Origin of the sequence: Stenotrophomonas maltophilia group sp. Smal13 (assembly GCF_030236855.1) — a bacterium.
Classification (GTDB): Bacteria; Pseudomonadota; Gammaproteobacteria; order Xanthomonadales; family Xanthomonadaceae; genus Stenotrophomonas; species Stenotrophomonas maltophilia_A.
This window is the reverse complement of sequence record NZ_JASJSQ010000002.1, coordinates 81,161-106,403: the sequence shown is the minus strand read 5'-3', so window position 1 is coordinate 106,403 and position 25,243 is coordinate 81,161. Positions and strand designations below refer to the sequence as shown.

Sequence of the window (25,243 nt, the reverse complement as noted above, 5' to 3'; positions counted from 1 at the left end):
CACGATGTGTCCGGAAGAATTCTCTGCCCATGAAAAAAGCCCGCCGGTATCCGGCGGGCTTTTTCGTGTGCACCTTGGCGCGGCGATCAGGTCCAGCCGAACAGCTCGAACAGCTTCAGGATCAGGTACGCGCAGCCGCCGGCGGCCGGGATGGTCAGGATCCAGGCCCAGACGATGCGTTCGATGACGCCGAACTTCAGCGAGCGCGGGTTCTTGGCGAAGCCGACGCCCATGATCGCGGTGGAGATGCTGTGCGTGGTCGAGACCGGCATGCCGAAGTGGGCGGCCAGGGTCAGGATGGTGGCCGAGCTGGTCTCCGCGGCGAAGCCGTGGATCGGGTGCAGCTTGACCATCTTGTGGCCCAGGGTCTTGATGATCTTCCAGCCGCCCGAGGCGGTACCGGCGGCCATCACCACCGCACAGGTCAGCACGATCCACATCGCGATGCCGTCACCGGCGCTGGCGTCCGGGTGCATGAAGGCCAGCCACGACGGCAGGTCATCCAGCGCACCGGTGGCCTCGGCACCGATCAGTGTCATCGCGATGATGCCCATGGTCTTCTGCGCGTCGTTGTGGCCGTGGGCGAAGCCCATGTAGGCCGCCGAGGCGATCTGCGCCTTGCCGAAGAAGGCGTTGACGATGCGCGGGCGGGCCAGACGACCGATGGCACCACCGATCCTGGCCAGCCCGGCGATCAGGCCCCACAGCAGCACCATCACCACGATGCCGAGCAGGAAACCGGCGATCGGCGAGGTGATCATCGGCACGAACACCTTCCACAGCAGGCCCTTGTTCTGCGCCCAGCTGCCCAGGCGCTCGGACCAGATCAGCGCGTCCCAGTTGTTGTGGGCAGCGGCCAGGCCGGCGCCGCAGAGGCCACCGATCAGGGCGTGCGAGGACGAAGACGGCAGCCCCTTCCACCAGGTGATCAGGTTCCAGATGATGCCGCCCAGCAGGGCGCACAGGATCACCTGCGGGGTGACGTCGACCACGTTGGTGTTGAGCAGGCCCGAAGCGATGGTCAGCGCCACCGCGGTACCGGTCAGTGCACCGATGAGGTTCATGAAGGCGGCCAGCATCACCGCCCAGCCGGGCGAGAGCACCTTGGTCGCCACCACGGTGGCAATGGAGTTGGCGGTGTCGTGGAAGCCGTTGATGAACTCGAAGACGAGCGCGGCCAGGATCACCACCAGGACAAGGGTCAACATGCGGCGGCGTCCGTCAGCTGTTCTTCAACACGATCTGGTACGCCACCACGCCGGCCTCGCGGCAGCGGTCGATGGCCTTTTCCAGGATCTCGAAGAATTCCTTCAGCAGGAACATCTGCAGGTTGTCCAGGCGGCCCGAGTAGATGTCGCGGTACAGCTCGAGCATCAGGCGGTCGGCCTCGTTCTCCAGCGAACGCAGCTTCTCGTTGAGCGCGGTCATCCGGTCCAGGTTCATGTGGCGCAGGTCGGCCACCATCTCCACCACCACGCCGGCAGCCTGTTCCAGCATCGCCGCGCGCGGCGCGAAGTCGATGTGCTCCAGGTGGGTCGTGGCCAGCGAATAGCGATCGGCGAACTTCTCGATCTGCTTCGGGATCTTGTACAGCGCCGAGCCCAGCGCTTCGATGTCTTCGCGCTCGATCGGGGTCATGAAGCTGTCCACCAGCGCCTGGCTGATCTTGTCCGAGGCCGCGCGTTCGCGCAGGCGGGCCAGCTTGAACGCGTCCAGCGCGGGCTGGCGGTCGGCCTCGCGCAGCATGGAATGCAGCGCCTTGGCGGCGTCGGAAGCCGCGACGGCAGCCTCATCGAGCAGGGTGTAGAACTGTTTGCCGGAACCGAAAATGGTCTGCAGAGAGAACATTGAGAAACCTGTCAGCCGTCGCGGGAAGGACGGCACCAGACGGAATTATGACGGCTAGATGACCATCACGGGTATCCCTGCCCCCTTCCGGGGCTCTGGAAGCCCCAACCTGAACAGGCGGTTGCCACCCTGCCACGCCCCTTTGCTAAGATGCCAGCGCGCCTTCGGGCGCACCTTATGGACGACGACCCTTACCCCCCTGCGCCGCGCCGGACCCTGTTCCTGAGCGCCAGCCGCCATCGCAAGCACCCGCCCTCCCTGCCACCAACCGGGGACGACGCCCGTGTTTGAAATGATCCTGATTGTCTTCGCGCTTGTTCTGCTGAACGGCTTCTTCGCCATGTCCGAGATGTCGGTCATGACCTCGCGCAAGAGCCGCCTGAAGCAGATGGCCGCCACCTCCAAGCGTGCCGCCAAGGCGCTGGAGCTGTCGGAGAAGCCGGAGAGCTTCCTGTCCACTGTGCAGATCGGCATCACCGTGATCGGCGTGCTGACCGGCTACCTCGGTGGTGAAGCACTGGGTGAAGCCTTCGCCGGCTGGATCCAGGGCCTGATGCCGGGCTTTGCCTACGCCGGCAACGTCGGTACCACGCTGGCGGTCAGCCTGATCACCTTCATCACGCTGATCTTCGGCGAACTGGTGCCCAAGCGCCTGGCACTGACCCGCTCGGAGGCCATTGCCGGCCTGGTGGCGATGCCGATGAGCTGGCTGGCCAAGCTGGCCCTGCCCTTCGTCTGGCTGCTGTCCAGGACCACCCAGCTGGTGCTGCGCCTGTTCGGCCTGGGCAAGGATGAAGTCGCCTCGGTGACTGAAGAAGAGATCCGCATGCTGGTGGCCGAGAGCCACGAGGCCGGTGTGATCGACGCCCACGAGCGCGACATGATGAACCGCGTCATGCGCCTGGGCGACCGCACCGCCGACAGCCTGATGACCCCGCGCAACCGCATCGCCTGGCTGGATACCCAGGCTGGGCTGGAGCGCAACCTGGAAATCATGGCCGAGCACGAGTTCTCGCGCTACCCGGTGCTGCGCGACAACGACATGGACGTGGTCGGCGTGCTGGAACTGAAATCGCTGGCCACACGCATGGCGCGTGGCGACAACGCGCTGTTCCAGACCCTGCGCGAACCACTGTACGTGTCTGAATCGACCCACGCGATGAAGCTGCTGGAGATCTTCCGCGAGGAACAGCAGTCGATGGCGCTGGTGGTGGACGAGTACGGCGAGATCCAGGGCCTGGTGACCATCAGCGACCTGATGGGCGCCGTGGTCGGCCGCCTGCAGGCAGTGGAAAATGCCGACGAAGATGCGCTGGTGGTGACCCGCGAGGACGGCTCGCTGCTGGTGGACGGCTCGCTGCCGATCGAGGACCTGCGCGAGCTGATCGGCAGCAACGATCTGCCCGATGCCGAGGATGGTGACTACTACACGCTGGCCGGCATGTGCATCCACTACTTCGGCCGCATCCCGCACGCGGGCGAGTACTTCGACTGGGCCGGCTGGCGCTTCGAGGTGGTCGACCTGGATGGTGCGCGGGTGGACAAGCTGCTGCTGCGCACGCTGTCCGACGAGCAGGCCGATGAGCTCACCGCCTGAGGCCGGCCAGGGTCCGGGCGTTGAGCGCCCGGCCTACCGTAACGAGGGCATCCGCACCCTGCTGGAGATGTTCGCCTCCGGCGACCCGGCCGAGCACATGCCGCTCGGCCAGATCCTGTGCAACCTGCAGCAGAGCGCGTTCGGCGTGTTCCTGTTCGTGGCGATCCTGCCGTCGTTCATCCCGATCCCGGGCATGGGCGGCGCGGTCAGCGGCCCGCTGGTGATCCTGATCGGCCTGCAGATGCTGTTCTGCCTGCGCCGGCCGTGGCTGCCTGGCTTCATCGCCCGCCGCGGGCCCAAGCGCGGCACCATGCACCGTTTCCTGGACCGCATCGACCGCCCGCTGCGGCGATTGGACAAGATGCTGAAACCGCGCCTGCCGCAGCTGCTGACACCGCTGCCGGCGCATGCCTTCAGCGGCCTGCTGCTGGTGTTGCTGGGCCTGCTGCTGTCGTTACCGATTCCGTTCACCAACTTCCTGTTCGGCTTCCAGCTGCTGCTGTTCTCGCTGGCACTGCTGGAACGCGATGGCGCGCTGATGCTGTTCAACTGGATCGCGGCGCTGGCGGCGATCGCGTTCTTCGGTTTCAGTTCGGGGCAGCTGGTGGGCTACACGGTGGAACTGTTCCAGCGCTGGTTCTGAGCCGGAATCCGGTAGAGCCGGCTGCTGGCCGGCTGCCACGTTTCCAGGTTTGCCGGCCAGCGGCCGGCACTACCAATACCGGACATCGGCCATCACCGAAGGTCGATGAATCCGTTGTCGGCCAACGCCGCCGGTTCGTCCTGCACGGCTGACAGCACGAAACTCAGCGCTGTGCCCAGCAGCGTGCCCGGTCCATCCCAGTACTCGGCCGAGTCGGCGCGCACCTGGATCAGGCGCAGGTTCGGGTCGTCCTTGCCGCCCGGGAAGAACAGCTTCATCGCTGGCGACCACAGTTCCTCGATCTTCGCGCGATCATCAACCACGCGCGCGCGCCCGGCCACCGACACATAGGTGTTCTTCGATGGCGAGGAATAGGCCACGTTGACGCGCGGGTCGAGCGCAATTTCGGCCACCTTCGGGCTGTCGGCAGTGATGACGAACCACAGATCACCGTCGAAGGTGACCTGCTGGGTGGCCAGCGGCCGGCTGTAGAGGCGGCCGTCGACGCCGGTGGTGGTAAACATCGCCACCTCCACGTCCTTGATCAGTTCTGCCAGTTGGGCAATGTGTTCGGCGCGGGTGTCGGCCATGTGGGGGCTCCTTCGATATGAGCCCCCATCAGACGCGGTTCGGCCGCAATGGGCCGTGACGCAATTGTTCAGCCCGCGTGGCGGGCGTGCCAGGCCTGCATCGCCAGTTCGAACGAGCGCAGGCGCGCACGGTGGTCATACAGGTTGGCGGTGAGCATCAGTTCGTCCGGCTTGTGGCGCTCGACAAACGCGGCGATGCCTTCCGCCACCTGCTGCGGATCCCCCAGCACGGTGCAGGCCAGTGCCCGCTCCACGCCCAGCTTTTCATGCGGCTCCCAGAAGGACTCGATGTCGTCGATAGGTGCCGGAATCTTGCCTGGCCGACCTCGACGCAGGTTCACGAAACTCTGCTGCTGGCTGGTGAACAGGCGCCGAGATTCGGCCTCGCTGTCGCTGGCGACAACGTTCAACGCCAACATCGCATGTGGCTGCTTCAGCGTGGCCGATGGGCGGAACTCGCGGCGGTACACCGCAAGGGCTTCGTCCATCACGTCGGGCGCGAAGTGCGAGGCGAATGCATACGGCAGGCCCATCGAGGCGGCCATGCGCGCACCGAACAGGCTGGAACCGAGGATCCAGGTCGGCACCCGCAGGCCACCACCCGGAACCGCCTGCACCGCCTGCCCGGGCTGTACCGGTTCGAAGTAATGCAGCAGCTCGCGCACGTCCTGCGGGAACTGGTCGGCGCTGTCGAAATAGCGGCGCAGTGCACGCGCGGTCGGCTGATCGGTGCCCGGTGCACGGCCCAGGCCGAGGTCGATGCGGTCCGGATACAGCGAGGCCAGCGTGCCGAACTGCTCGGCCACCTGCAGCGGCGCATGGTTGGGCAGCATGATGCCGCCGGCACCGACGCGGATGCGCTTTGTGCCACCTGCCACGTGACCGATCAGCACGGCGGTGGCCGCGCTGGCGATGCCGGGCATGTTGTGGTGTTCGGCCAGCCAGTAGCGGCGGTAGCCCAGCGCATCGGCGTGCTGGGCCAGTTCCAGCATGTTGGCGAAGGCAGCGGTGGTGTCACTGCCCTCGCAGACCGGGGCCAGGTCAAGGATCGACAACGGGATCATCAGCAGTTTTCCGTCACAGGATCCCCCATGCATGGGGTCGGTCGGGCGCGGCGGCCAGTGACGGTGGCGGGATGCTGATTCCCGTGGGGCAGGTGTAGAGCCGAGCCCATGCTCGGCTGCTGGTGGACCACGAAAGGCAGCCGAGCGTGGGCTCGGCTCTACAGGAAGCAGGTCAGAACGCGCTGGGGCGCGGCTCGGCCAGCGGCTGGTCGACCATCGGCTTCAGCTCGGCATCCAGCGCCACGCGCTCGTCGAACACGAAGCAGCGGCCTTCGTAACCTTCGCCGCCCACCTCCTCGAAGTAGCCGAGGATACCGCCGTCGAGCTGCAGCACATTGTCCATGCCATCGTTGACCATCCACAGCGCGGCCTTCTCGCAGCGGATGCCGCCGGTGCAGAAACTGACCACGGTGCTGTCCTTCAGCGCTTCGCGGTGCGGCGCCAATGCCTCGGGCAGGTCGGTGAACTTGTGGATGGGCAGCACCAGCGCATCCTTGAAGGTGCCGTACTCCACTTCCTGCAGATTGCGCGTATCGAGCATGACCACCGGCTTGCCGGCGTCATCATGCCCCTGCCGCAACCAGCGCTGCACGGTAGCCGGATCGACCGCCGGTGCACGCGGATACTCCAGCGGCTGGCCGTCATCACGGCGGAAGCTGATGATCTCGTCCTTCACCTTGGCCTTCAGCCGCGCGAACGGCTGATGCTCGCTCAGGCTGGTCTTGACCCGCATATCGGCAAAGCGCGCATCGGCATGCAGCGCGGCATAGAAACTTTCGACCGCCTCCGGCGCACCCGCCAGGAACAGGTTCAACCCCTCGCCCGCCACCAGGATCGTGCCGCGCAGCTGCGCCGCCTCGGCACGCGCCAGCAGCTGGTCGCACAGGGCCTGGGGGGCGTCGATGACGGCGAAATGATAGGCAGCGGTATTGGCGATCATCCCGCCATTTTAGCGCCTCCCGCCCACACAGACAGATTCAGGGGGTCAGAGCCCTCTGCGCGGCAGAGGAATCCGACCCCCGGCAGGTACCCAGAACTTGTCAGAGGCAGGGCGGTGTGGGCAGGCGGGACCGTTGGCGCCATGGATGGCGCCATCGAGCCCCCATGGACGGGTTTACGGCGTGTCCCGCCTGCCCACACCGCCCTGCCCACCACGGATTGCCTGCTGTTGCTGTTGCTGTTGCTTTTGCTGTTGCCGGCCAGCGGCCGGCACTAGCGGGTGCCGGGTGCAACCCGGCCAGAAGCCCCCCTTACCCCCGCAACAGCACGAACGGCAGCAGCACCAGCGCCGCCGCACCGGCCATCGCCACCAGCACCAGCACCACATATACCGGTCGGCGCCGGAACAGGCTACCGAAGGTCTCCGCCGTCCCCTCCCGCAACGCCTGCTCGCGCTCGGCACGGATGCGCGGCCCGCGTTCGGCCTGGTACTCGGCCATCAGCGCCTTCGCACGCGGATGATCGGCGTCCTCGCGCAGCCACAGGCCGCCGTTGGAAATGCCCCAGGGGCTGGGTTCGGTGCGATACCAGGCGATGCCGTGCTGGTCGAGCAGCGTGCAGACATCGGCGTATTCGTCGTCGCCGACATTGCGCAGATTGAGCAGGAGTTTTGCCATGCCCCCATGATACCCGGCGCCGATGCGCTACCCTTGCCGCCCTCGCCCTGCGCCCTTCCGGAGTCGCCCGATGCGCCGCCTGCTGCTTCCCCTGCTGCTGTCCCTCGCCGCCGTTGGCTGCTCGACCGAACCGTCCGGCCCGCCGCCGGGTGGCACTCTGACCACCTTCGAGCGCATCGATACCGTCCCGGGTACCGGCGCCGAAGCCGTTGCCGGCAACAAGGTCACCGTGCACTACACCGGCTGGATCTACGACAACCGCACCGAAACCAAGCACGGCAAGACCTTCGACAGCTCGGTCAGCCGTGGCGAACCGTTCACCTTTGCGCTCGGCGCCGGCCAGGTCATCCGCGGCTGGGATGAGGGCGTGGCCGGCATGAAGGTCGGCGGCAAGCGCACGCTGATGATCCCGCCGGACTACGGCTACGGCGACCGCCGGGTTGGCCCGATCCCGGCCGGCTCGTCGCTGGTGTTCGATGTCGAGCTGCTCGATGTCAAACCGTAATACCGCAACGCCTCCACGGGTCGCCGTCATCGGCGGCGGCCCGGCCGGCCTGTTCGCCGCCGAGCGCCTGCGCGCCGCTGGGTTGCAGGTGGACCTGTACGAGGCCAAGGGTTCGCCCGGCCGCAAGTTCCTGATCGCCGGCAAGGGTGGGCTCAACCTCACCCATTCCGATCCGCGGCCGCTGTTCGACAGCCGCTACCGCGAGCAGGCCTCTACCGTGGGACGCTGGCTGGACGGCTTCGACGCGCAGGCGCTGCGCGACTGGGCTGCCGGCTTTGGCGTGGAGACCTATGTGGGCAGCTCCGGCCGCGTGTTCCCGGTCGACCGCAAGGCAGCCCCACTGCTGCGCGGCTGGGTGCGCCGCCTGAAAGAACAGGGTGTGCGCCTGCACGCCAACCACTGCTGGATCGGATGGAGCGACGACGGCGCCCTGCGATTTGAAACCGAAGACGGCGCCGTTGAAGTGCATGCCGATGCTACCGTGCTGGCCATGGGCGGCGGCAGCTGGCCGCAGCTGGGCAGCGACGGCGCCTGGGTCTCGCCACTGCAGGCACGTGGCGTGGACATCGCACCGCTGCAGTCGGCCAACTGCGGTTTCGACGTGGACTGGACGCCGTTCTTCGCCCAGCGCAATGCCGGCGCACCGTTGAAGCCGGTGATCGCGCACTGGGTCGACCTGGCCGGACAGCCGCAGTCGCTGCAGGGCGAATGCGTGGCCAGCGAGTACGGCATCGAAGGCAGCCTGATCTACGCATTGGCCGCAGACCTGCGTGAGACCATCAACCGCGATGGCCACGCGATGCTGTGGCTGGACCTGGTGCCGGGCCGCGATGAAGCACGCCTGCTGGCCGACCTGTCACGCCCGCGCAAGGGTCGCAGCTTCGGCGAGCACCTGCGCCGCCAGGTCGGCCTGGATGCAGTGAAAGCCGCACTGGTGTTCGAGATGCTGGGCAAGGAAGCGGGCAACGACCTGCCTGCCGTGGCAGCTACGCTCAAGCGCCTGCCCCTGCGCCTGCTGCGCCCCCGGCCGATGGCCGAGGTGATCAGCACCGCCGGTGGCGTGCGCCTGGATGCGCTGGATGATGGCCTGATGCTGCGGGCAGTGCCCGGCGTGTTCTGTGCCGGCGAGATGCTGGACTGGGAGGCGCCGACAGGTGGCTACCTGCTGACCGCGTGCTACGCCAGTGGCCTGCGTGCTGCGGAAGGCGTGATCGGGTGGCTGGCGGCGCGTTGACACCTGCGTTGTAGAGTCGAGCCATGCTCGACTGCTTTTGATTCAGGCGATAGAGCAGTCGAGCATGGCTCGACTCTACAAAAAACATCGAGCAAACTCGACGCTACATCACCACGGCCGGCGCATGCTCACCGAGGCCAGCGCCACGCCGCTGGGATGCGGGTAAGTCTCTTCGCGCACGCTGACAAAGCCCTGCCGTTGATAGAACGGCACGGCGTTGAGCGAGGCCGACAGCACTACCTCACGATCACGATCGGCCATCGCCAGCAGGCGCTGCATCAGCGCCTGGCCGATGCCCTTGCCGCCGCGATCCGGATCGACAAACAACGCATCAACCTCGTTGGCATCGGTATCAAACACGCCGAACCCGAGCAGGACACCCTGCCCGTCCTCGGCCACCACGCAGCCCCCCTGCGACAACAGCCGCGCGTACTGCGACGGTGGCGGCGAGGCAGACCAGGGCGCGATGACCTCGGGAGGGTAATGGCTGCTGCAGATCTCGCGCACGCAGCGCGTACGCAGGGCCCACAGCCTGGCCACATCATCCATGGTGCCGGTCCTGAACTGCATGACGCCTCCTTGTAGAGCCGAGCCCATGCTCGGCTGTTCTTCGTTCCAACATCGCGATGTCTGATTGAAAGGCAGTCGAGCAAGACTCGACTCTACAGAATCGTTAATCTCGACGCCTGATCGAAAGGCAATCGAGCATGGCTCGACGCTACAGCAACGGTTACCGCGACTTGCTGGCGCGCAGCGCCTGGATCTTCGGCGGCGGCTGGAACGAGTCGCTGCGTGCATCGGCCCAGAACGCATGGAACACCGCATGGTCGGGCACCTTGTGCAGCAGTTCGCCTGGTTCCAGGTAGCGGTACAGCGAGGCCAGTGAACGGATTTCCACCGGTGAGACGCGGCGCAGGATGTGCTCCGGCCCCAGCTCGGCCGGATCGTTCAGGCCCGCCGCACACAGCAGCTCCTTCAGGGCGTGCAGCGTGTGCTCGTGGTAGCTGTACACACGGGTGGCCTTGTCCGGTGCATCCAGATGCTTCCAGCGTGCAGGGTCCTGGGTCGCGATGCCGGTCGGGCACTTGTCGGTATGGCAGCTCAGTGATTGGATGCAGCCCAGCGCGAACATGAAGCCTCGGCCGGCATTGCACCAGTCAGCCCCCAGCGCGATGGTCCGCGCGATGTCGAACGCGCTGGTGATCTTGCCGGCCGCACCGATGCGGATGCGATCGCGCAGATCCAGGCCGACCAGAGTGTTGTGCACCAACAGCAGCGCTTCGTGCATCGGCACGCCGACATGGTCGACGAACTCCGCCGGTGCCGCACCCGTGCCACCCTCGGCGCCGTCGACCACGATGAAGTCCGGTAGCAGCCCGGTTTCCTGCATCGCCTTGGCAATGCCGAACCACTCCCACGGGTGGCCGATGGCCAGCTTGAAACCGACCGGCTTGCCACCGGACAGCTCGCGCAGGCGTGCAACGAACTGCAGCAGCTCGACCGGCGTCGAGAACGCCGAGTGACGCGACGGCGACACGCAGTCCACACCCATCGGCACGCCACGCGTCACCGAGATCTCGGCGGTCACCTTCGGCGCCGGCAGCACGCCACCGTGGCCGGGCTTGGCGCCCTGCGACAGCTTGATCTCGATCATCTTGACCTGATCATGGGTGGCATTGGCAACGAAGCGTTCCTCGCTGAAACCGCCCTTCTCGTCACGGCAACCGAAGTAGCCCGAGCCGATCTCCCACACCAGGTCGCCGCCCATCTCGCGGTGGTAGGGCGAGATCGAACCTTCGCCGGTGTCGTGATAGAAGCCACCGCGGCGTGCGCCTTCGTTCAGCGCGCGGATGGCATTGGCCGACAGCGAACCGAAGCTCATCGCCGAGATGTTGAACACGCTGGCCGAATAAGGCTTGGCACAGTTCGGGCCGATCAACACACGGAAGTCATGCTTGGCGATGGCGGTCGGTGCCAGCGAATGGTTGATCCACTCGTAATCCACCGCATAGGTGCTGCGCAGGGTGCCGAACGGCACCGTGTCCATCTCGTTCTTGGCGCGCTGGTAGATCAGTGCACGCTGCTGGCGCGAGAACGGCACGTCTTCCAGGTCGCTCTGCACGAAGTACTGGCGGATCTCCGGGCCGATCGATTCCAGCCCGTAGCGGAAGTGCGCCATCACCGGATAGTTGCGGCGCAGCGTGCTGCGTTTCTGCAGCAGGTCCCAGGTCCCCAGCGCCACCATCGCGGCAGTCAGGCCGACGCCCCAGTACCAGGCCGGCCAGATCGTGGCCAGCCACAGGCATATCGGGAACATCAGGATGGCGAGCAGGTAGACGATATACCGGTGCATGGCTTTCCTCGGTTGCAACTGCCCCCGAGTCTACCGCGCCGCCCGCTGCCAAGGCTTACAAGCGATCGTCAACCACGTTGCGCGGCCAGGCCGATTTCACGTCGTAGACCAGGCCTCCCGGCGCCAGCAGGCCCCGGATTGCGGATTCATCCATCGCCTTGAAACGGGCGTGGGCCACCGCCAGCACCACCGCGTCATAACACCCCGCCCCGGGATCGGCCAGCCAATCCAGGCCCTCGCCGGTCAGCGCCGCCGGGCCGACCCAGGGGTCGCTGACCTCCACCTGCGCACCGGCATCGCGCAGGCGTTGCGCCAGCTCCAGCGCGCGGCTGTTGCGCAGGTCCGGGCAATCCTCCTTGAAGGTCACGCCCAGTACCAGGATGCGTGCGTCCGCCGGCGCACGGCCACGCTCGGCCAGCATCGCCAGCACCCGCGCCGCCACGTGCTCGCCGACGCGGTTGTTGACCTGTCGTGCGGTGTGGATCAGGTCCGGGTGATAGCCCACGCTCTCGGACTTGTGCAGCAGATAGTACGGGTCCACGCCGATGCAGTGGCCGCCGACCAGCCCCGGCCGGAACGGCAGGAAATTCCACTTGCTGCCGGCGGCGTCCAGTACGTCCTGGGTATCGATGCCCAGCCTGTCGAAGATCAGGGCCAGCTCGTTGACCAGCGCAATGTTGACGTCGCGCTGGATGTTCTCGACCACCTTGGCCGCTTCGGCCACCCGCATCGACGGTGCCGGGAAGGTACCGGCGGCGATGATGCGCTGGTACAGACCATCAATCACCGCGGCAACTTTCGGTGTCGAGCCGGAAGTGATCTTGCGGATGTCGGCCAGGCGCCGCTGGCGGTCGCCGGGGCTGACCCGTTCCGGGCTGTAGCCGCAATAGAAATCTTCGTTGAAGCACAGGCCGGAGCCCTGCTCCAGCAGCGGCACGCACACTTCCTCGGTGGTACCGGGGTAGACCGTGGACTCGTAGATCACCAGGTCGCCGGCGCGAAGATGACTGGCAATCAGCCGTGTCGCCGAACGCAGGGGCTCCAGGTCGGGCTGCTCGTAAGCATCGATCGGGGTCGGCACGGTGACGATGTAGACGTTGCAGGCATCGAGCAGTGCAGGATCGCTGCCGTACTGCAGCAGCTGCGCACTGGCCAGCTCGTCGGATTCCATTTCCAGCGTGTGGTCCTGGCCGTTGCGCAGCTCGGCGATGCGACCGGCATCGATATCGAAACCCAACGTCGGCCACTGCCGGCCAAACGCCACCGCCAACGGCAGGCCGACGTAGCCCAGGCCGATCACCGCAAACAGGGGTGCGCTGGCCGCCGCTACCGGCGCACTCATCGGCACATCCCGCGCAACGGATGCGATCGCACATACGCTGCCATGGCCTCGGCCAACACACTCATCTGCTGCACCACTCCGGAAAACCTGCGCCAGAAAGGCTACAGCCTACCGGCCCCGGCGCCCTGCCGCCAAGGCGGGCTCAGGACCCCAACGCCACCGCGGCCGGTTCCAGTTCGCCGTCGGCGCCGGTCCAGGCCTGCAGCAGGCGCTCGAATCCACCGCTGCCAAGCAGGAAGCCGGGCCACGCGGCGTCGACGATCTGTGCCAGCAGCTCCGGTTCGATCCGCCGCGTGCCCATCGACCAGCGCGGAAATGCGCGCTGCACTACGGGGGCACGGCACAACACTTTCAGCTGCCCGTGGCTGCGCGCATTGAGGATGCGCTGGAACACCGAATCGATGCCGTCCTCCGGGCCCTCGAGATACTGCAGGAAGCGCGCTCCGTCGAACATCAGCACACCGGTGACACCGGCTACACGATTGAATGCCGTGGCGTCGGCCAGCAGGCGGTCAAGATCGGTTGTCTGCAGATCGGCGCGGGCCTCACTGGCATAGGCAATCGCGTGCAGCGACATCAGGTGGCTCCCCCCCCTGGGAACGATGGCAGGGACTATGACATGAATGCGATCGACAGTTAAGCACGCCGCGGCCATGATGCAATCCGGTTGCGGAACCGCAGGTGGGCTACAATCGGCGCCGCGCTGCAGGCCCGGATGGCGAAACTGGTAGACGCATCGGACTTAAAATCCGCCGGGGGCAACCCCATGCCGGTTCGATTCCGGCTCCGGGCACCACACGCACGCAGCACATCCCGCTTTCAGATCGCCCGCGAATAACGTGGTTGCTCGTGCGCGGCACGCAGATACGGGTCAAAGCACATCGCAAGCAACCGCAGCAGCGGTCGCCCGGGTTCACTGGCACGCACCACGCCATCGCGGTATTCGGCCAGGCCGTCTTCCTGCAGCCGCTGTACCGAACGCAGGTCCTCGGCGAAGTACTGCTCGAAATCCACGCCGTGACGCTGCCCCAGCAGCACGCCATCCACCTCGCCCTGGCACATCAGCTGCTGGATCAGTTCCGCGCGCAACTGGTCGTCGGCACTCAACGCCACGCCGCGCCAGACCGGCAGCTGGCCCTGGTCCACCGCGTCCTCCCACGACGGCAGGTCGCGCGGATTCTGGCTGTAGGTGGCACCGATGTGGCTGATCGCACTCACGCCCAGGCCGAGCAGATCGGTATCGGCATGGGTGGTATAGCCCATGAAGTTGCGATGCAGCTGGCCGGCGCGCTGCGCACGCGACAGATCCTCTTCCGGCAACGCAAAGTGATCCATGCCGATGTACTGGTAGCCCGCCGCGGAGAGCTTCTCCACCGCCAGGCCCAGCAGCGCCAGCTTGTCTTCCGGTGACGGCAAGCGGCTTTCGTCGATCTGCTTCTGCGCGCGGAACAGATGCGGCAGATGCGCGTAGCCGTAGACCGCCAGGCGGTCCGGGCGCAGCGCCAGCACCAGCTCGAGGGTGCGACCGAAGCCTTCCAGGCTCTGTCCCGGCAACCCATAGATCAGATCGACGTTGACCGAACGCATGCCGCTGTCGCGGCAGGCACGCAGGATGTCCAGCGTCTGTTGCACGCCCTGCACGCGGTTGATCGATTCCTGCACCTGCGGATCGAAATCCTGTACGCCCAGGCTGGCCCGGTTGAACCCCAGCCGCGCCAGCATGGCGACGTCGCGGGTGTCGATGAAGCGCGGATCGAGTTCGATCGAGAAATCGCGCTGCGGCGAATCACTGAAATCGAAGCGCCGGCGCAACCCTTCCACCAGCGTGGTCATCGCTTCGGCATCGAGGAAGTTCGGCGTACCACCACCCAGGTGCAGCTGGATCACCTCGCGGCCGTCATCGAACTGCGGCGCCAGCAGGTCGGCCTCGGCCAGCACGCGTGAGACGTAGCTGTGGCCACGACCGCGATCACGGGTGATCACCCGGTTGCAGCCGCAGTAGAAGCAGGGACTGGAACAGAACGGCACATGCACGTACAGCGACAGCGCACGGGCCAGCTGGTTGCTGTCGGCGATCGCCTGGCGCAGCGCCGGCGCGTCGAAGCCATCATGGAAATGCGGCGCGGTCGGGTACGAGGTGTAGCGCGGGCCCGGCCGGTCGTGCCGGCGCAGAAGATCGGGGTCGAAGGTCCAGGCCAGGCCACCAGCGGCGGGAGAGAACGTGTCCATGCCGCCAGCATCGCGCCGGGCGGCCTGCGCCGCCTTGACCCAGATCAATCCTTGGCAGGGATGCCCAGCACCGGCAGGCCGACCTGCGGCCAGCGCAGCATCTGGTAGCGCTTCCAGAAGGTGTCACCGATGCGCGCGGCCACGTCGTTGGCCAGCTCCTGCATCGGCGGGTTGTTGCATTCGGCGGTGGTGATCCGGAACAGCACCAGCCAGCGGTCGAACAGGTCCTTGTCCAGCTCGATGGCCATGTGCTTGGACATCGGCGAGCCCTTGAACCGGCGGGTGCCGCGCAACATCGCCGACCAGAAGTCGACCAGCTGCGCCAGGTGCTCGGGCCAATCGTGGACGTGCGCGCCGAACACCGGCCCCAGCCGCTCTTCCTCGCGCACGCGCGCATAGAAGTCGTGAACCAGGCGGGTCACTTCCTGCTCGGTGCACAACTCGGGCGAGGCGACGGGGAGGACAGGCGGCGGTGTTGCGTTCATCGGGGTACCCAAAGCGTGCCGGCAGTGTGCCGCAGCCGGCCATCACCACCGTTGATCCAGATCAATGTCGGCGCAGTCCGCTGCGCCTAGGCTGGCACGCTTGCAGGAAGCATGCCCTGCGGATGCGGCGCCGACCCTGGCGAAGTATACGCGCCGCCCACTTTTCGATCCGGGACAGCATGAACAGACCTTCTCCCAACCGCCGCCAGCGGCTGATCCAGCAGTGGGGCGCCATCCTCTGGCCCAGCTTCATCGCCGCCGGCGTGGCCAGCGTAGTGTTCTTCGCCTTCGTCGATCCATTGCGCCTGCAGGCCATCAGTTTCCCGGGCACCGCAATCAGCCGCGAACTGGGTTACACGGCGGGATTCTTCATGTTCTGGTCGGTGACGGCACTGTCCAGCGCGGTCACCTGGTACCTGCAGCGGCCCATGCCGAGCGATGACGACGACGAGCTGCCGCTGGGATGAGCACGTCATGTACCCGGACTCCCCGTCCCTGGCACTGGCGCGGCACGCTCAGCGCCGCCCTGCTGGCGCTGTTCTACGCACTGCCGTGGCTGCGCTGGGAGGGCCGCCAGGCGCTGCTGCTGGACATCAACGCGCGGCGATTCGACCTGTTCGGCTGGACCCTGTGGCCCGGCGACGTCGGCGTACTGATCGGCCTGCTGGCGGTACTGGCCGTCGGCCTGGCGCTGCTTACCCACCTCGCCGGACGCATCTGGTGCGGCCATGCCTGCCCGCAGACGCTGTGGCGGCGCGCCTTCGACTGGATCGCCCGCAGCGCGGCCCGCATGCTGCCGGCACCTGCTGTACGCCCGGTCACCCAGCTGGCCTGGGGGCTGCTGTCAGTGTGGACCGGCATTACCTTCGTCGGCCTGTTCAGCCCGATCACCGGCTTGCTGGCCGCCGCGCCAAACGCTGGCTGGAGCGGCTGGGAAACGTTCTGGGTACTGTTCTATTCCGCTGCCACCTGGGGAAACGCCGGTTTCCTGCGCGAGCAGGTCTGCCGTTCGCTGTGCCCGTTCGCACGCATGCAGCCACTGCTGACCGATCCGCATACGCCGCGCATGCTGTACGACGCCCGTCGCGGTGAGCCGCGCGGGCCACGTCCATCCGGGCTCGGCGGGGTGCTGGGCCGTGGCCGCGGCCTGCTCGACCCGACCACTGCGCAGGACTACGTATTCCGCGCCGCGCATCCGCTGCTGGCTGGACCGATGCCGACCTTCAGCGCCGACCGTCTGGGTGATTGCACCGATTGCGCGGCCTGCGTCATTGCCTGCCCGATGCAACTGGACATCCGACAGGGACCGCAAGCCGATTGCCTGGCCTGCGGTGCCTGCCTGGAGGCCTGCGCACAACAGCAGCACCGGGCCGGTTTCGGTCCGGCGCTGGTGCGCTACTGCAGTCCGCAGGCAATGGCCGGACAACCGAAGCGCCTGTGGCGACCCCGGACGTTGGCGCTGCTGTCCTTGTTGCTGGCGCTGCTTGCCTGCGGCGCCTGGCGCCTGCTCTGAATCAACGCGACCCGCTGGCGTGCGGCGGCACAAGCTGCGCACGCCGGACGATGCCCAGCTGTTCGATGATCAGCGCCATTTCGTTGGTGACTTCGGTACGCTCGGTCCCCTGCGGGACCAGACGGTCCAGCACCTGCTGGTAGGTATCCCAGAACGCCGGACCGCATCCGTGTTTGTGGTAACTGGCTTCCAGTTCGCGGCGTACCCGTTCAGCCAAGCCATGCATGCCGTATTCCATACGACCTCCGTTGGACTTGTTCTGCATTGTTGACGGTCTACCGACTCACTTGCGTGCTACTGAAAGACTCCCAGGCTTCACGCTTGGTTGACTCCAATTAGTCATAGATTTCACGACAGGTCAATTACATGCAGCGACTTTCGTGATTGAAATTATTAATCGTTCACGAAACTACATACGGGACCCCGGGGCCCCCGGATGGGGTGAAGCCGACAGGCCGCGGGAACCATGGACCGATGACTCCAGTAGATGGCGCCGATTGTGACCCTCAGATCGATCGATCTTGCCTATTTTGCTAAGCATACTTAGCAAATTGCGCTTAGCGTGCTAAATGCGACAAAAGGCGGCGCAAGTCAGATGGATTCGCCCGCCGACGCTTCTGTCGTGGGGAACAGGTTCGGATAGCGCTGATGCAGGATGTACTGCCGCAGGGCCGGAATCGGGAAATCCTTCGGCCATTGCGACACTGCGGAACGGCTGATGCCAAAGAAGCGGGCCAGTTCGGCATCGGTCTGGAATCCCAGCCGGGTGCGCACCTGCCGCTTGCTCCAGAATTCGGTCACGGTCGGTCCTTCTGTTAACCAGACTGATTCTTGCGACAAGGCTTCTTCGCAATCCACGCGTTAAGCTGGCTTGCATAGATGAATACTCTCGGCCAACGACTCGCGGCAGCCATGAAGAAAGCCGGGCACCCACGCCCGGCCGATCTGGCACGCGCCGCCAAATCAACGACAGCAACCATCAGCAACTGGCTCAACGACCACGTGAGCGCCTCGCACGTGAAAGCCGAACAGCTGTTCCGCATCGCCGATGCGGCCAAGCTGGACGCACGCGAGCTGCTGTACGGGGTCAGCGGGCTCGGCGTCGGTGAGCCTGGCAGTGCCTACATCCCCAGCCAGGCCCATCTGGATGTCTGGCAGGACGCCTACGAGCTGGTCAGTCACCTGGTGGCCGAGAACGGGCTGGAGATCGACCATCGCCGCCATGCCGCGTTGGATCTGCTCGCGTTCGAACTGCTGATGGATGGCTTCAGCCGCAGCAAGGTCGCCCGCGTGCTGACGACCTCGATGACGTGAATGCACCGCCGCTGGTAGCATGGACCGCGATGGGGATGGGGCTCCCCCGATAACCGCCTGAGAAGGCTGATGGCTCCTGCCAGGACGAACCCGGTGTTCGTCGACGGCAGGTCGTGCCTGCCCTCGGCGTTCGCCATTGACCCTGCGAACCCGCATTCGAGGCACGCCATGCAAACACTGAACAATTATTTCCTGGTCTTCGTCGGAGGCGGCATCGGTGCCTGCCTGCGCCATGCCTGCAACCTGATCGGCGCGCGGGTGGCCGTCGGCAGTCCCTGGCCCTGGTCGACCTTCCTGATCAACGTCAGCGGCGCCCTGCTGATGGGCGTGGTGGTCGAGGTCTTCGCGATGCGCAATGGCGCCTCGCCGCAGCTGCGCCTGCTGCTGGCCACCGGCATCCTCGGCGGCTACACCACGTTTTCCACCTATGCGCTGGAGATCGGCCTGCTGCTGCAGCGTGGCCAGCATGGGCTGGCGGCACTGTATGCCGGCGGCTCGGTGGCACTGGGCCTGGCCGGCCTGTTCGGTGGGATGAAGCTGGCCCGGCTGGTGCTCGGCTGACGCTCAGGCCGCACTGGCACGGGCCTGTCCCCGCCATTCCCGCGGCGACTGCCCGGTGTGCGCCTTGAACGCGCGCGACAGCGCCGCTTCGCTGCCATAGCCCACATCATCGGCAATCCGCTTCAGCGGCCGCCCCTGGCGCAGTGCCTGCTGCGCCAACCCCACCCGCCAGCCCTGCAGGTACTGGCCCGGCGTGGTGCCCATCGCCTCGCGGAAGCTGGCGGCGAACACGCTGCGTGACATGCCGGCCACTTCGGCCAGGTCCTCCAGCGTCCACGCCTGCGCCGGCGCTTCATGCATCGCCACCAGCGCCAACCGCAGCCGCGGATGACCCAGCCCGGCGAACAGGCCGCCACGCATCTCGCCGCCTTCCATCAGCTGGCGCAGCACCTGGATCATCACCACCTCGAACAGCCGGTTGACCATCGCCGCCCGCCCGCAACGCTGCTCGAACGCTTCTTCGAACAGCAGTTCCAGCGCCGCGTTGCCGCCATACAGATCGGCCAGCGGCAGGCAGATGAAATCCGGCAGTGCCGCGCTGATCGGATTGAGCGGGCCACCTTCGAAATGCAGGTTGGCGCAGGCCATGTCGGCGCCGTGCTGCGGGTCGGTACTGAAGCGGTGCGGCATCGGCCGCGGATACAGCAGCAGGCTGGGCACCTCGACCTGCACAGTCTGCTGGCCATGACTGACCTGCAGCGGGCCGCGCCGCACCAGATGCAACTGGCCGGCCTCATCCTCCCCCTGCAGGGTGTTGATGCCGCACAGCGCGCCGGCATGGAACACCGAGGCGGTGACCGCGAAGCGTTCGAGCAGGATGGCGAGACGATCGACCATGACGGGACTCCGGGTCAAGCGAGGCGAGCTCAATGCGACAGATCGTATCGGAATCGCCACCTTAATGGTCGACTGAACGGCGCCCTCTCCGCGCCCTCAAGCATCTTGTGCATGACGGATCACCACGAAGCCCTCCTCCGGCGCAGGTGCCACGAAGTGGCGGGTGATCTGATCGAAGGCTTCGTCGCTGGCCTGGAACGGGTGCTCGCCGCGCGCGTTGCGGGCATGCAGCCGCGCCTTGCAGATGGCGTCGGCAACATCGAGAAAATGCAGCTGGTGGGCAACACCGGCCGACTCGAACAGTTCTCGGCCCCATGCACGGGCGGCCCGCGTATTGAACGGAACGTCGAGCACGACCGAAACGCCGACCTGCAGGATTGCGCATACATGCTGCATCAGCGCTCCGCGCAGCGCGGCCGCGCGCTGCAGGTAATCGGCAACGGAGTGGATCTGGTCGGGATACAGCGCGGCCAGCCAGGCGTCCTCGCTGATCAGCACATGACGTGGCTGCGCCGCCAGCTGCTGCGACAGGGTGGATTTGCCGGCACCGATCTTGCCGCACACCAGGTGCAGGGTCGGCGCATTGTCGGTCGATGAAAGATGATGCATCTGCGTTCTCCTTGATGGATTCCAGTACCCGGGAGAGCGCCGCATGCAACCCGCCTTCCCGGGCGGGTTGCATGGCCGTGGCGACCGCGCGCTATCCCGCCTTCCCGTGGGGAATGCGGATAATCGACGCGGTGCTGTGCAGGACCATGCCACCAGCGTAGAGCGCAGCCTGGCCGGCGGGCAATCCCCTGCGGCAGTGCAGCGCGCGCAAGGTTTTGCGGGGATCTATGCTCGGCGCCATTCCCGCATGGAATGACCACGATGCGACCCTTGCTTCGATGCGCCCTCGCCCTCGGCCTTCTGCTGCCTGCGGCATCGCTGCTGGCCGCGCCACCCACGGCACCACGCATGCTCAGCGGCGAGCTGCAGGGCGCCCCCTGGCGGCTGGACGTGCCGGCTGACTGGAACGGCGACCTGGTGATGCTGGCGCACGGCTACGAGCCGGTGGGCGTGCCACGCACTACGCCGATGACCGCCAATGACAGCACCGCAACGCTGCTGTCCGCAGGCTACGCCGTCGCGCAGAGTGCCTACGCCAGCCAGGGCTGGGCAGTGGCCGATGCGATCACCGACATGGAGCGCCTGCGCCAGCACGCGCTGGGCGAACTCAAGCGCGTGCGCCACACCTGGCTGCTCGGATTCTCGATGGGCGGCGCGGTGACACTCGCCAGCCTCGAGCGCTTCCCGCAGCACTACACCGGCGGCGTCTCGCTGTGCGGTGCCAATCTCAGTGGCGAACAGATCGCCGCAGATCTGCTGACCACGCTGGTCGCCTTCGATTACTTTTTCCCCAACGCTGCAGGCCTGCCGGCCACCGGACTGGCTTCGCATGAAGCGGCCGTGCTGCCGCAGGGAGTGCTCTATCAGGGCATCGCCGACGCGCTGCAACGGAATCCCCAGCATGCCGACATGCTCGCCAAGCGACTGCAGGTCGCTCCGGATGCACTGGCCGGGACAATCAGCCTGCACACGCTGGTCCTGCATGAACTGGCCACGCGCAGCGGTGGCATGCCGGCCGGCAACCTTGGTGTGGTGTACAGCGGATTCGGTGACGACGCCGCGTTCAATGCCGGAGTGCAGCGCATCGCTCCCGTGCCTGCGGCACAGGCCGATGTCCGCGCGAAGCTGGCACTGAGCGGCGCGTTGAAGCGACCGCTGGTGGTCCAGTTCAACAACAACGATCCCACCATCGTGCCGCACATGCAGGCGATGTATCCGCAGATGGCCGCACAGGGCGGCGCGCGACCATTGCCGCGCGTGCTCCCGCCGGTGGGCGAAGGGCATTGTGGCTTCTCTGAAGCACAGGTTGTCGACGCCTTGAAGGCAATCCAGCGTTGAGCTCAACGTGTCGCAGCGCATCAGGGGCGCACCATAAGGACTGCTATGGTGGCCGGGCCCATTGACGGGCACACAAAGGACTGACGTGATGATCAAGACGACCTTGAAGACCGTGATGTTCCTTGGCATGGCCGTGACCGGGCTGGCCTTCGCCGCAGGCCCCTGTGAATTCTGCAGCCAGCAGTACGAATATTGTCTGCGCGCGACCTCAGGCCCACTGGCCAAGACACCCGCAGAATGCCTGGCCCAGTACAAGATGTGCCGCGAAATGGATTGCCAGTCCTCCTGACCGGCATCCGGCCGGCTCCTGCGGGAGCCGGCTCAGCCGGCCACGCTGCCAAACGCTTACGATGCAGGGACCCGCGCAGCATCTGCCGCCGCCCCTCCCTGCTGACACAACGCATACGATGGCCTTCTTCGAACGACTGAGCGACACCCGCTACCTGCCGACCGAACACACGGGCGGCGCCTGGAACATCCGCGAACAACACATCGCACCTGCGATCGGGCTGCTGGCGCACCACCTGGAACGCGACGCCGCAGCGCGTGGGCACGGTTTTCTGATCGCGCGCCTGTCCTACGACATCCTCGGCACCATTCCGATCGAAGCGATGGAGGCCCACGTACAGGTGCTGCGCGGTGGTCGCACCATCGAACTGGTCGAAGCCACGCTGCGCCATGACGATCGCCCGGCGCTGCGCGTGCGTGCATGGCTGATGCGCCCGAACGATACGCAGGCCATCGCCGGCACGCCGATCACCGGCATTGCTCCGCCGGAATCAATGCCCGCGTGGGACCCAGGTACGGTCTGGCCAGGTGGTTTCATCAAGAGCGTGGAGATCCGCCGACATGATCAGGGGCCCGGCCGTGCCACCTACTGGGCGCGCGCGAAGCACGCGCTGCTGGACGGCGAGCCGGTCAGTCCGCTGGCCCGTGCCGCCACCCTGTTCGATCTGTCCAATGGCATGGCCGTGCGCGCCGATCCGAAGGAGGTCGCCTTCCCCAACCTCGATCTGACCGCGCACCTGTTCGGCATGCCCGAAGGCGAGTGGCTGGGCTTCGACACGTCGGTGTCGTTTGGCCACCAGGGTCTCGGCTTGACCAGCACCGTGCTGCACGATGCGCGCGGTCCGATCGGCATGCTCGGCCAGGCACTGACCGTACGCCCGTGACCCCAAAGGGCGGCGTCAGCCGCCCAGCGTACCCATGGTGAAGGTGTAGCCGGAGCTCATCAGGAATTCGCGCATGCGCATCTCCGCGCGCCGCGGTGAGGCGAGGTTGGCCGGTGCATACAGCGCGTAGACCACGCCCGCGCCTTCGATGGCTTCACGCCGCACGCCACAGTGGCGGGTCTCCGAAGCAATCACCCATCCATCCTTCAGCCGATCCGGTCCGATCGACTGGCCGTTCATCAGGCGGAACGTCAGCCAACGTACTTCCACAGAAGATTTGCTCATTGCCGGCATACCGCCAGCGTGCCGCGATCGTTCATGTCCTTGCTCGCCATTGCAGCTCCCTAAGACTTGGAACTCGACCATAGCGCCTTGCCATGTCGTGGGCGAATGAGACTGGAGGGGCCCTTATGTCGCCAGGCCGAACCGCGTCCACAGCGCTTCGCGCCCCGGCTGCGTCAGGCGCAGTTCGCGTCGACCCTCAACCCGCCGAAGCCAATCGTTCTTCACGAAGCTGTCCAGCATCGCCTCGCCGACCAGTCCAGCCAGATGCGGGCGCCGCTCGGTGCAGTCCAGGCATCCTCGGCAGTAGCGCGCAGGCTTGACCGTCACGGGAAGCCGCAGCAGCTCTGCCAGCGGCTGGCCGAGCTCCTGCAGGAACGCTGCGCCCTCCACACTCACTTGCCAATGCGCCTGGTGCGGGACCAGGTGTCCTGCCTGCAACAAGCGGTCGGTGATCGCCACCGCATGCACACCGGCCAGATGCCGGTAGCAGGAACGCGCCTGGCGCAACGCCGGCATGCTGCGTGATGCCTCAGCGGTGCAGGACGGCGTGCGGTCCGCAACGCGCAGGATGCCCTCCAGCATGTCGGCGACTTCGTGCGAGGCCAGCCGGTGATAGCGATGGCGCCCCTGCGCGACAGCGACCAGCAGGTCGCCCTCGACCAGCCTGCGCAGATGCGTGCTCGCCGTCTGCGGTGTTACCCCAGCCACGCGTGCCAGCTCCGTCGCGGTATACGCACGCCCATCCATCAACTGCAGCAGCATGGATGCGCGCGCCTGGTCGCCAACCAGGGCACCGACGCTGACAAGGGAACCGGAGGTGTGGACCATGCCCGCATTGTGGCACGCCGTTGCAGGCCGACAGTTCGATGCAGGCCGAAGCGTCGGCACCCGCTGCCACGGCACAGTGGCCACCCCGATAGTGCAAGGCCTGCCGTGAAAACCGCTCCGATTCCCCGCCGCCGCATCACCCCTTCGGTCCTGTACCCGGGCACGCCTGTGTTGCTGATGACCACGCTGAACGACGACGGCAGCAGCAACATCAGTCCGTTGTCTTCGTTCTGGGCCCTGGGCAACCGGGTAGTGCTGGGCCTCGGCGTGCAGGGTCAGGGCTATCGCAACCTGCAGCTGCGCAACGAGTGCGTACTGAACTTCCCATCCTCCGCGCAGGCCGCACAGGTCGAGGCCATCGCGCGCGCGACAGGCTGCGACCCGGTGCCCACTGCCAAACAGGCGATGGGCTACGTGCACGTCCGCGACAAGTTCGCGCTGGGGGGCTTCAGTGCGGTCGCCTCGACGCACGTCGCGCCAGAGGCGATTGCCGAGTGCCCGCTGCAGGTGGAAGTCAGCGAGATGGCGATGCACCCGCCCGGCGAGGATGACGGTCAGGGCTTCGTGATCGTCGAAGGACGGATCCGTTGCGTGCATGCGCACGAAGCGATCACCGTGGCTGGCACCCAGCACATCGATGTCGCCCACTGGAAACCGTTGATCTATCTGTTCCGCCACTACCTGAGCGTGGGTGAACCAGTCGGGCGCAACTTCCGCGCGCAGACGCCGGTCCACGATCCGGCGTAGAGCGGGTGATTCAAGGTGCCGGCGATGGTGGGTGGCTGGTCACTGAAATCCAGTACGACACCATGTCCACATAGCGGCCGTCGCGCTTCACCGCGCGCGGCTCGACGCCGGATTCGGTGAAACCCAGCGATTCATACAGCGCTCGCGCGGCGGCGTTGTCCGCCAGCACCGTGAGAGTGAGCGATTCGATGCCTTCCGCGCGCGCAGCCGCGAACGCGGCAAGAAGAAGCTGACGGGCGATACCCTGGCCTCGATGGCCAGCACCCACATGGACACTGTGCACTTCCGCCGTATGCCGTCGCGCCATCCGCACCGGGCGTACGTAACGCAGGAAACCCACCAGCATGCCGTCCACGAACGTGCCGAAGTAGCGCGTACCAGGATCGCCAAGCTGGGCGCGCATCACGTCCGCCGAGTCATTCTGCGCCTCGGCCAGCGTGGACAGGAACGCCGCAGGCGACTCGCGAAGGGCCTGCAACCGTGCTTGCCAGAGAATATCGGCGTCGTCAGCGCCGAGTTGCCGGAGAAGCATG

At 66.3% G+C, this 25,243-nt stretch carries 31 protein-coding genes, 1 tRNA gene and 1 riboswitch; of the genes, 13 read left to right on the top strand and 19 right to left on the bottom strand.

The features are described 5' to 3' along the window. Window positions 1-86: 86 nt before the first annotated feature. Complete coding sequence (locus QRO95_RS01800; RefSeq protein ID WP_049421504.1) at window positions 87-1,208, bottom strand: inorganic phosphate transporter; 1,122 nt, start codon at window positions 1,206-1,208, stop codon at window positions 87-89. Window positions 1,209-1,221: 13 nt separating this feature from the next. Continuing rightward, complete coding sequence (locus QRO95_RS01795) at window positions 1,222-1,848, bottom strand: DUF47 domain-containing protein (protein ID WP_004152833.1); 627 nt, start codon at window positions 1,846-1,848, stop codon at window positions 1,222-1,224. A gap of 292 nt (window positions 1,849-2,140) precedes the next feature. On the opposite strand from QRO95_RS01795, the gene QRO95_RS01790 reads away from it, so the two are divergent. Both QRO95_RS01790 and QRO95_RS01785 read left to right on the top strand, forming a co-directional pair. Continuing rightward, a complete protein-coding gene (locus QRO95_RS01790) occupies window positions 2,141-3,445 on the top strand; it encodes a hemolysin family protein (protein ID WP_253144642.1) in 1,305 nt (434 codons plus the stop codon). After that, window positions 3,429-4,088, top strand: coding sequence for an exopolysaccharide biosynthesis protein (locus QRO95_RS01785; RefSeq protein ID WP_032128944.1), 660 nt, complete (start codon window positions 3,429-3,431; stop codon window positions 4,086-4,088). The genes QRO95_RS01790 and QRO95_RS01785 overlap by 17 nt, the downstream gene beginning before the upstream one ends. Window positions 4,089-4,180: 92 nt before the next feature. Here QRO95_RS01785 and QRO95_RS01780 read toward each other — a convergent pair whose 3' ends face one another. The 4 genes from QRO95_RS01780 to QRO95_RS01765 form a co-directional block, all read right to left on the bottom strand. Next, complete coding sequence (locus QRO95_RS01780; protein ID WP_285301536.1) at window positions 4,181-4,678, bottom strand: pyridoxamine 5'-phosphate oxidase family protein; 498 nt, start codon at window positions 4,676-4,678, stop codon at window positions 4,181-4,183. A 68-nt stretch (window positions 4,679-4,746) separates the two neighbouring features. Continuing rightward, window positions 4,747-5,742 carry an LLM class flavin-dependent oxidoreductase gene (locus QRO95_RS01775; RefSeq protein WP_043402145.1) on the bottom strand — a complete coding sequence of 332 codons (996 nt, stop codon included), beginning with the start codon at window positions 5,740-5,742 and terminating at the stop codon, window positions 4,747-4,749. Between the two features lie 172 nt (window positions 5,743-5,914). Next, entirely contained in the window at window positions 5,915-6,682 is a 768-nt protein-coding gene (locus tag QRO95_RS01770) for a sulfurtransferase (RefSeq protein ID WP_285301535.1), read from the bottom strand. Window positions 6,683-6,992: 310 nt separating this feature from the next. Beyond that, the gene (locus tag QRO95_RS01765; protein ID WP_132809777.1) at window positions 6,993-7,358 is read right to left on the bottom strand and encodes a DUF6164 family protein; all 366 of its coding nucleotides are present in this window, start codon (window positions 7,356-7,358) and stop codon (window positions 6,993-6,995) included. 70 nt (window positions 7,359-7,428) lie between these two features. On the opposite strand from QRO95_RS01765, the gene QRO95_RS01760 reads away from it, so the two are divergent. Together QRO95_RS01760 and QRO95_RS01755 are read left to right on the top strand one after the other, a co-directional pair. After that, window positions 7,429-7,863 (top strand): FKBP-type peptidyl-prolyl cis-trans isomerase, encoded by a 435-nt coding sequence (locus tag QRO95_RS01760; RefSeq protein WP_049421508.1) that lies wholly within the window; start codon window positions 7,429-7,431, stop codon window positions 7,861-7,863. Continuing rightward, window positions 7,850-9,097, top strand: coding sequence for a TIGR03862 family flavoprotein (locus QRO95_RS01755; RefSeq protein WP_285301534.1), 1,248 nt, complete (start codon window positions 7,850-7,852; stop codon window positions 9,095-9,097). Before QRO95_RS01760 ends, QRO95_RS01755 begins: the two co-directional genes overlap by 14 nt. Before the next feature lie 108 nt (window positions 9,098-9,205). Here the strand turns inward: QRO95_RS01755 and QRO95_RS01750 are convergent, their stop codons facing one another. The 4 genes from QRO95_RS01750 to QRO95_RS01735 all read right to left on the bottom strand — a co-directional run bounded on the left by QRO95_RS01750 (window position 9,206) and on the right by QRO95_RS01735 (window position 13,369). Beyond that, window positions 9,206-9,667, bottom strand: coding sequence for a GNAT family N-acetyltransferase (locus QRO95_RS01750; RefSeq protein ID WP_285301533.1), 462 nt, complete (start codon window positions 9,665-9,667; stop codon window positions 9,206-9,208). Between the two features lie 160 nt (window positions 9,668-9,827). Further along, window positions 9,828-11,450: an FMN-binding glutamate synthase family protein gene (locus QRO95_RS01745; protein ID WP_049420983.1), complete on the bottom strand. Its 1,623-nt coding sequence runs from the start codon at window positions 11,448-11,450 to the stop codon at window positions 9,828-9,830. Between the two features lie 55 nt (window positions 11,451-11,505). Further along, window positions 11,506-12,792 (bottom strand): nucleotide sugar dehydrogenase, encoded by a 1,287-nt coding sequence (locus QRO95_RS01740; protein ID WP_285301532.1) that lies wholly within the window; start codon window positions 12,790-12,792, stop codon window positions 11,506-11,508. A 142-nt stretch (window positions 12,793-12,934) separates the two neighbouring features. Next, window positions 12,935-13,369 carry a BLUF domain-containing protein gene (locus QRO95_RS01735; RefSeq protein ID WP_032128935.1) on the bottom strand — a complete coding sequence of 145 codons (435 nt, stop codon included), beginning with the start codon at window positions 13,367-13,369 and terminating at the stop codon, window positions 12,935-12,937. A 132-nt stretch (window positions 13,370-13,501) separates the two neighbouring features. On the opposite strand from QRO95_RS01735, the gene QRO95_RS01730 reads away from it, so the two are divergent. Continuing rightward, a tRNA-Leu gene (locus QRO95_RS01730) sits at window positions 13,502-13,588 on the top strand. Between the two features lie 23 nt (window positions 13,589-13,611). Here QRO95_RS01730 and hemN read toward each other — a convergent pair. Continuing rightward, window positions 13,612-15,021, bottom strand: a complete 1,410-nt coding sequence (gene hemN, locus QRO95_RS01725) for an oxygen-independent coproporphyrinogen III oxidase (protein WP_132809774.1) — start codon at window positions 15,019-15,021, stop codon at window positions 13,612-13,614. Between the two features lie 44 nt (window positions 15,022-15,065). Further along, window positions 15,066-15,506, bottom strand: coding sequence for a group III truncated hemoglobin (locus QRO95_RS01720; RefSeq protein ID WP_032128934.1), 441 nt, complete (start codon window positions 15,504-15,506; stop codon window positions 15,066-15,068). Window positions 15,507-15,685: 179 nt separating this feature from the next. Here QRO95_RS01720 and QRO95_RS01715 point away from each other — a divergent pair, with 179 nt between their 5' ends. Further along, window positions 15,686-15,973, top strand: a complete 288-nt coding sequence (locus QRO95_RS01715; protein ID WP_010486039.1) for a hypothetical protein — start codon at window positions 15,686-15,688, stop codon at window positions 15,971-15,973. Continuing rightward, window positions 15,970-17,019: a 4Fe-4S dicluster domain-containing protein gene (locus tag QRO95_RS01710; RefSeq protein ID WP_285301531.1), complete on the top strand. Its 1,050-nt coding sequence runs from the start codon at window positions 15,970-15,972 to the stop codon at window positions 17,017-17,019. Before QRO95_RS01715 ends, QRO95_RS01710 begins: the two co-directional genes overlap by 4 nt. A gap of 1 nt (window position 17,020) precedes the next feature. Here the strand turns inward: QRO95_RS01710 and QRO95_RS01705 are convergent, their stop codons facing one another. Both QRO95_RS01705 and QRO95_RS01700 read right to left on the bottom strand, forming a co-directional pair. Further along, window positions 17,021-17,257 carry a hypothetical protein gene (locus QRO95_RS01705; RefSeq protein WP_032128931.1) on the bottom strand — a complete coding sequence of 79 codons (237 nt, stop codon included), beginning with the start codon at window positions 17,255-17,257 and terminating at the stop codon, window positions 17,021-17,023. 353 nt (window positions 17,258-17,610) lie between these two features. Beyond that, complete coding sequence (locus tag QRO95_RS01700) at window positions 17,611-17,820, bottom strand: hypothetical protein (protein WP_032128930.1); 210 nt, start codon at window positions 17,818-17,820, stop codon at window positions 17,611-17,613. Between the two features lie 111 nt (window positions 17,821-17,931). Between QRO95_RS01700 and QRO95_RS01695 the strand changes: the two genes are divergently transcribed. Beyond that, window positions 17,932-18,333 carry a transcriptional regulator gene (locus tag QRO95_RS01695; protein ID WP_010486043.1) on the top strand — a complete coding sequence of 134 codons (402 nt, stop codon included), beginning with the start codon at window positions 17,932-17,934 and terminating at the stop codon, window positions 18,331-18,333. 22 nt (window positions 18,334-18,355) lie between these two features. Next, window positions 18,356-18,419, top strand: a riboswitch (Fluoride riboswitch). Window positions 18,420-18,501: 82 nt separating this feature from the next. Then, entirely contained in the window at window positions 18,502-18,894 is a 393-nt protein-coding gene (gene crcB, locus QRO95_RS01690) for a fluoride efflux transporter CrcB (RefSeq protein ID WP_032128929.1), read from the top strand. A gap of 3 nt (window positions 18,895-18,897) precedes the next feature. Here crcB and QRO95_RS01685 read toward each other — a convergent pair whose 3' ends face one another. Next, window positions 18,898-19,731, bottom strand: coding sequence for an AraC family transcriptional regulator (locus tag QRO95_RS01685; RefSeq protein WP_285301530.1), 834 nt, complete (start codon window positions 19,729-19,731; stop codon window positions 18,898-18,900). Window positions 19,732-19,827: 96 nt separating this feature from the next. Beyond that, window positions 19,828-20,340: an ATP-binding protein gene (locus QRO95_RS01680; RefSeq protein ID WP_285301529.1), complete on the bottom strand. Its 513-nt coding sequence runs from the start codon at window positions 20,338-20,340 to the stop codon at window positions 19,828-19,830. Between the two features lie 261 nt (window positions 20,341-20,601). Here QRO95_RS01680 and QRO95_RS01675 point away from each other — a divergent pair, with 261 nt between their 5' ends. The 3 genes from QRO95_RS01675 to QRO95_RS01665 all read left to right on the top strand — a co-directional run bounded on the left by QRO95_RS01675 (window position 20,602) and on the right by QRO95_RS01665 (window position 22,850). Further along, window positions 20,602-21,678, top strand: coding sequence for a S9 family peptidase (locus QRO95_RS01675; RefSeq protein ID WP_285301528.1), 1,077 nt, complete (start codon window positions 20,602-20,604; stop codon window positions 21,676-21,678). 88 nt (window positions 21,679-21,766) lie between these two features. Continuing rightward, window positions 21,767-21,967 carry a hypothetical protein gene (locus QRO95_RS01670; RefSeq protein ID WP_032128925.1) on the top strand — a complete coding sequence of 67 codons (201 nt, stop codon included), beginning with the start codon at window positions 21,767-21,769 and terminating at the stop codon, window positions 21,965-21,967. A gap of 118 nt (window positions 21,968-22,085) precedes the next feature. Beyond that, window positions 22,086-22,850 carry a thioesterase family protein gene (locus QRO95_RS01665; RefSeq protein WP_107432310.1) on the top strand — a complete coding sequence of 255 codons (765 nt, stop codon included), beginning with the start codon at window positions 22,086-22,088 and terminating at the stop codon, window positions 22,848-22,850. A 15-nt stretch (window positions 22,851-22,865) separates the two neighbouring features. On the opposite strand, the gene QRO95_RS01660 is transcribed toward QRO95_RS01665, so the two are convergent. Continuing rightward, window positions 22,866-23,135, bottom strand: a complete 270-nt coding sequence (locus QRO95_RS01660) for a hypothetical protein (protein WP_032128923.1) — start codon at window positions 23,133-23,135, stop codon at window positions 22,866-22,868. A gap of 123 nt (window positions 23,136-23,258) precedes the next feature. Further along, on the bottom strand, window positions 23,259-23,963 hold the full coding sequence (locus QRO95_RS01655; RefSeq protein ID WP_049399948.1) for a helix-turn-helix transcriptional regulator: 705 nt from the start codon (window positions 23,961-23,963) through the stop codon (window positions 23,259-23,261). A gap of 105 nt (window positions 23,964-24,068) precedes the next feature. On the opposite strand from QRO95_RS01655, the gene QRO95_RS01650 reads away from it, so the two are divergent. Next, complete coding sequence (locus QRO95_RS01650; protein WP_049420990.1) at window positions 24,069-24,710, top strand: flavin reductase family protein; 642 nt, start codon at window positions 24,069-24,071, stop codon at window positions 24,708-24,710. A 10-nt stretch (window positions 24,711-24,720) separates the two neighbouring features. Here the strand turns inward: QRO95_RS01650 and QRO95_RS01645 are convergent, their stop codons facing one another. After that, window positions 24,721-25,242 carry a GNAT family N-acetyltransferase gene (locus tag QRO95_RS01645; protein ID WP_285301527.1) on the bottom strand — a complete coding sequence of 174 codons (522 nt, stop codon included), beginning with the start codon at window positions 25,240-25,242 and terminating at the stop codon, window positions 24,721-24,723. Window position 25,243 lies beyond the last annotated feature (1 nt).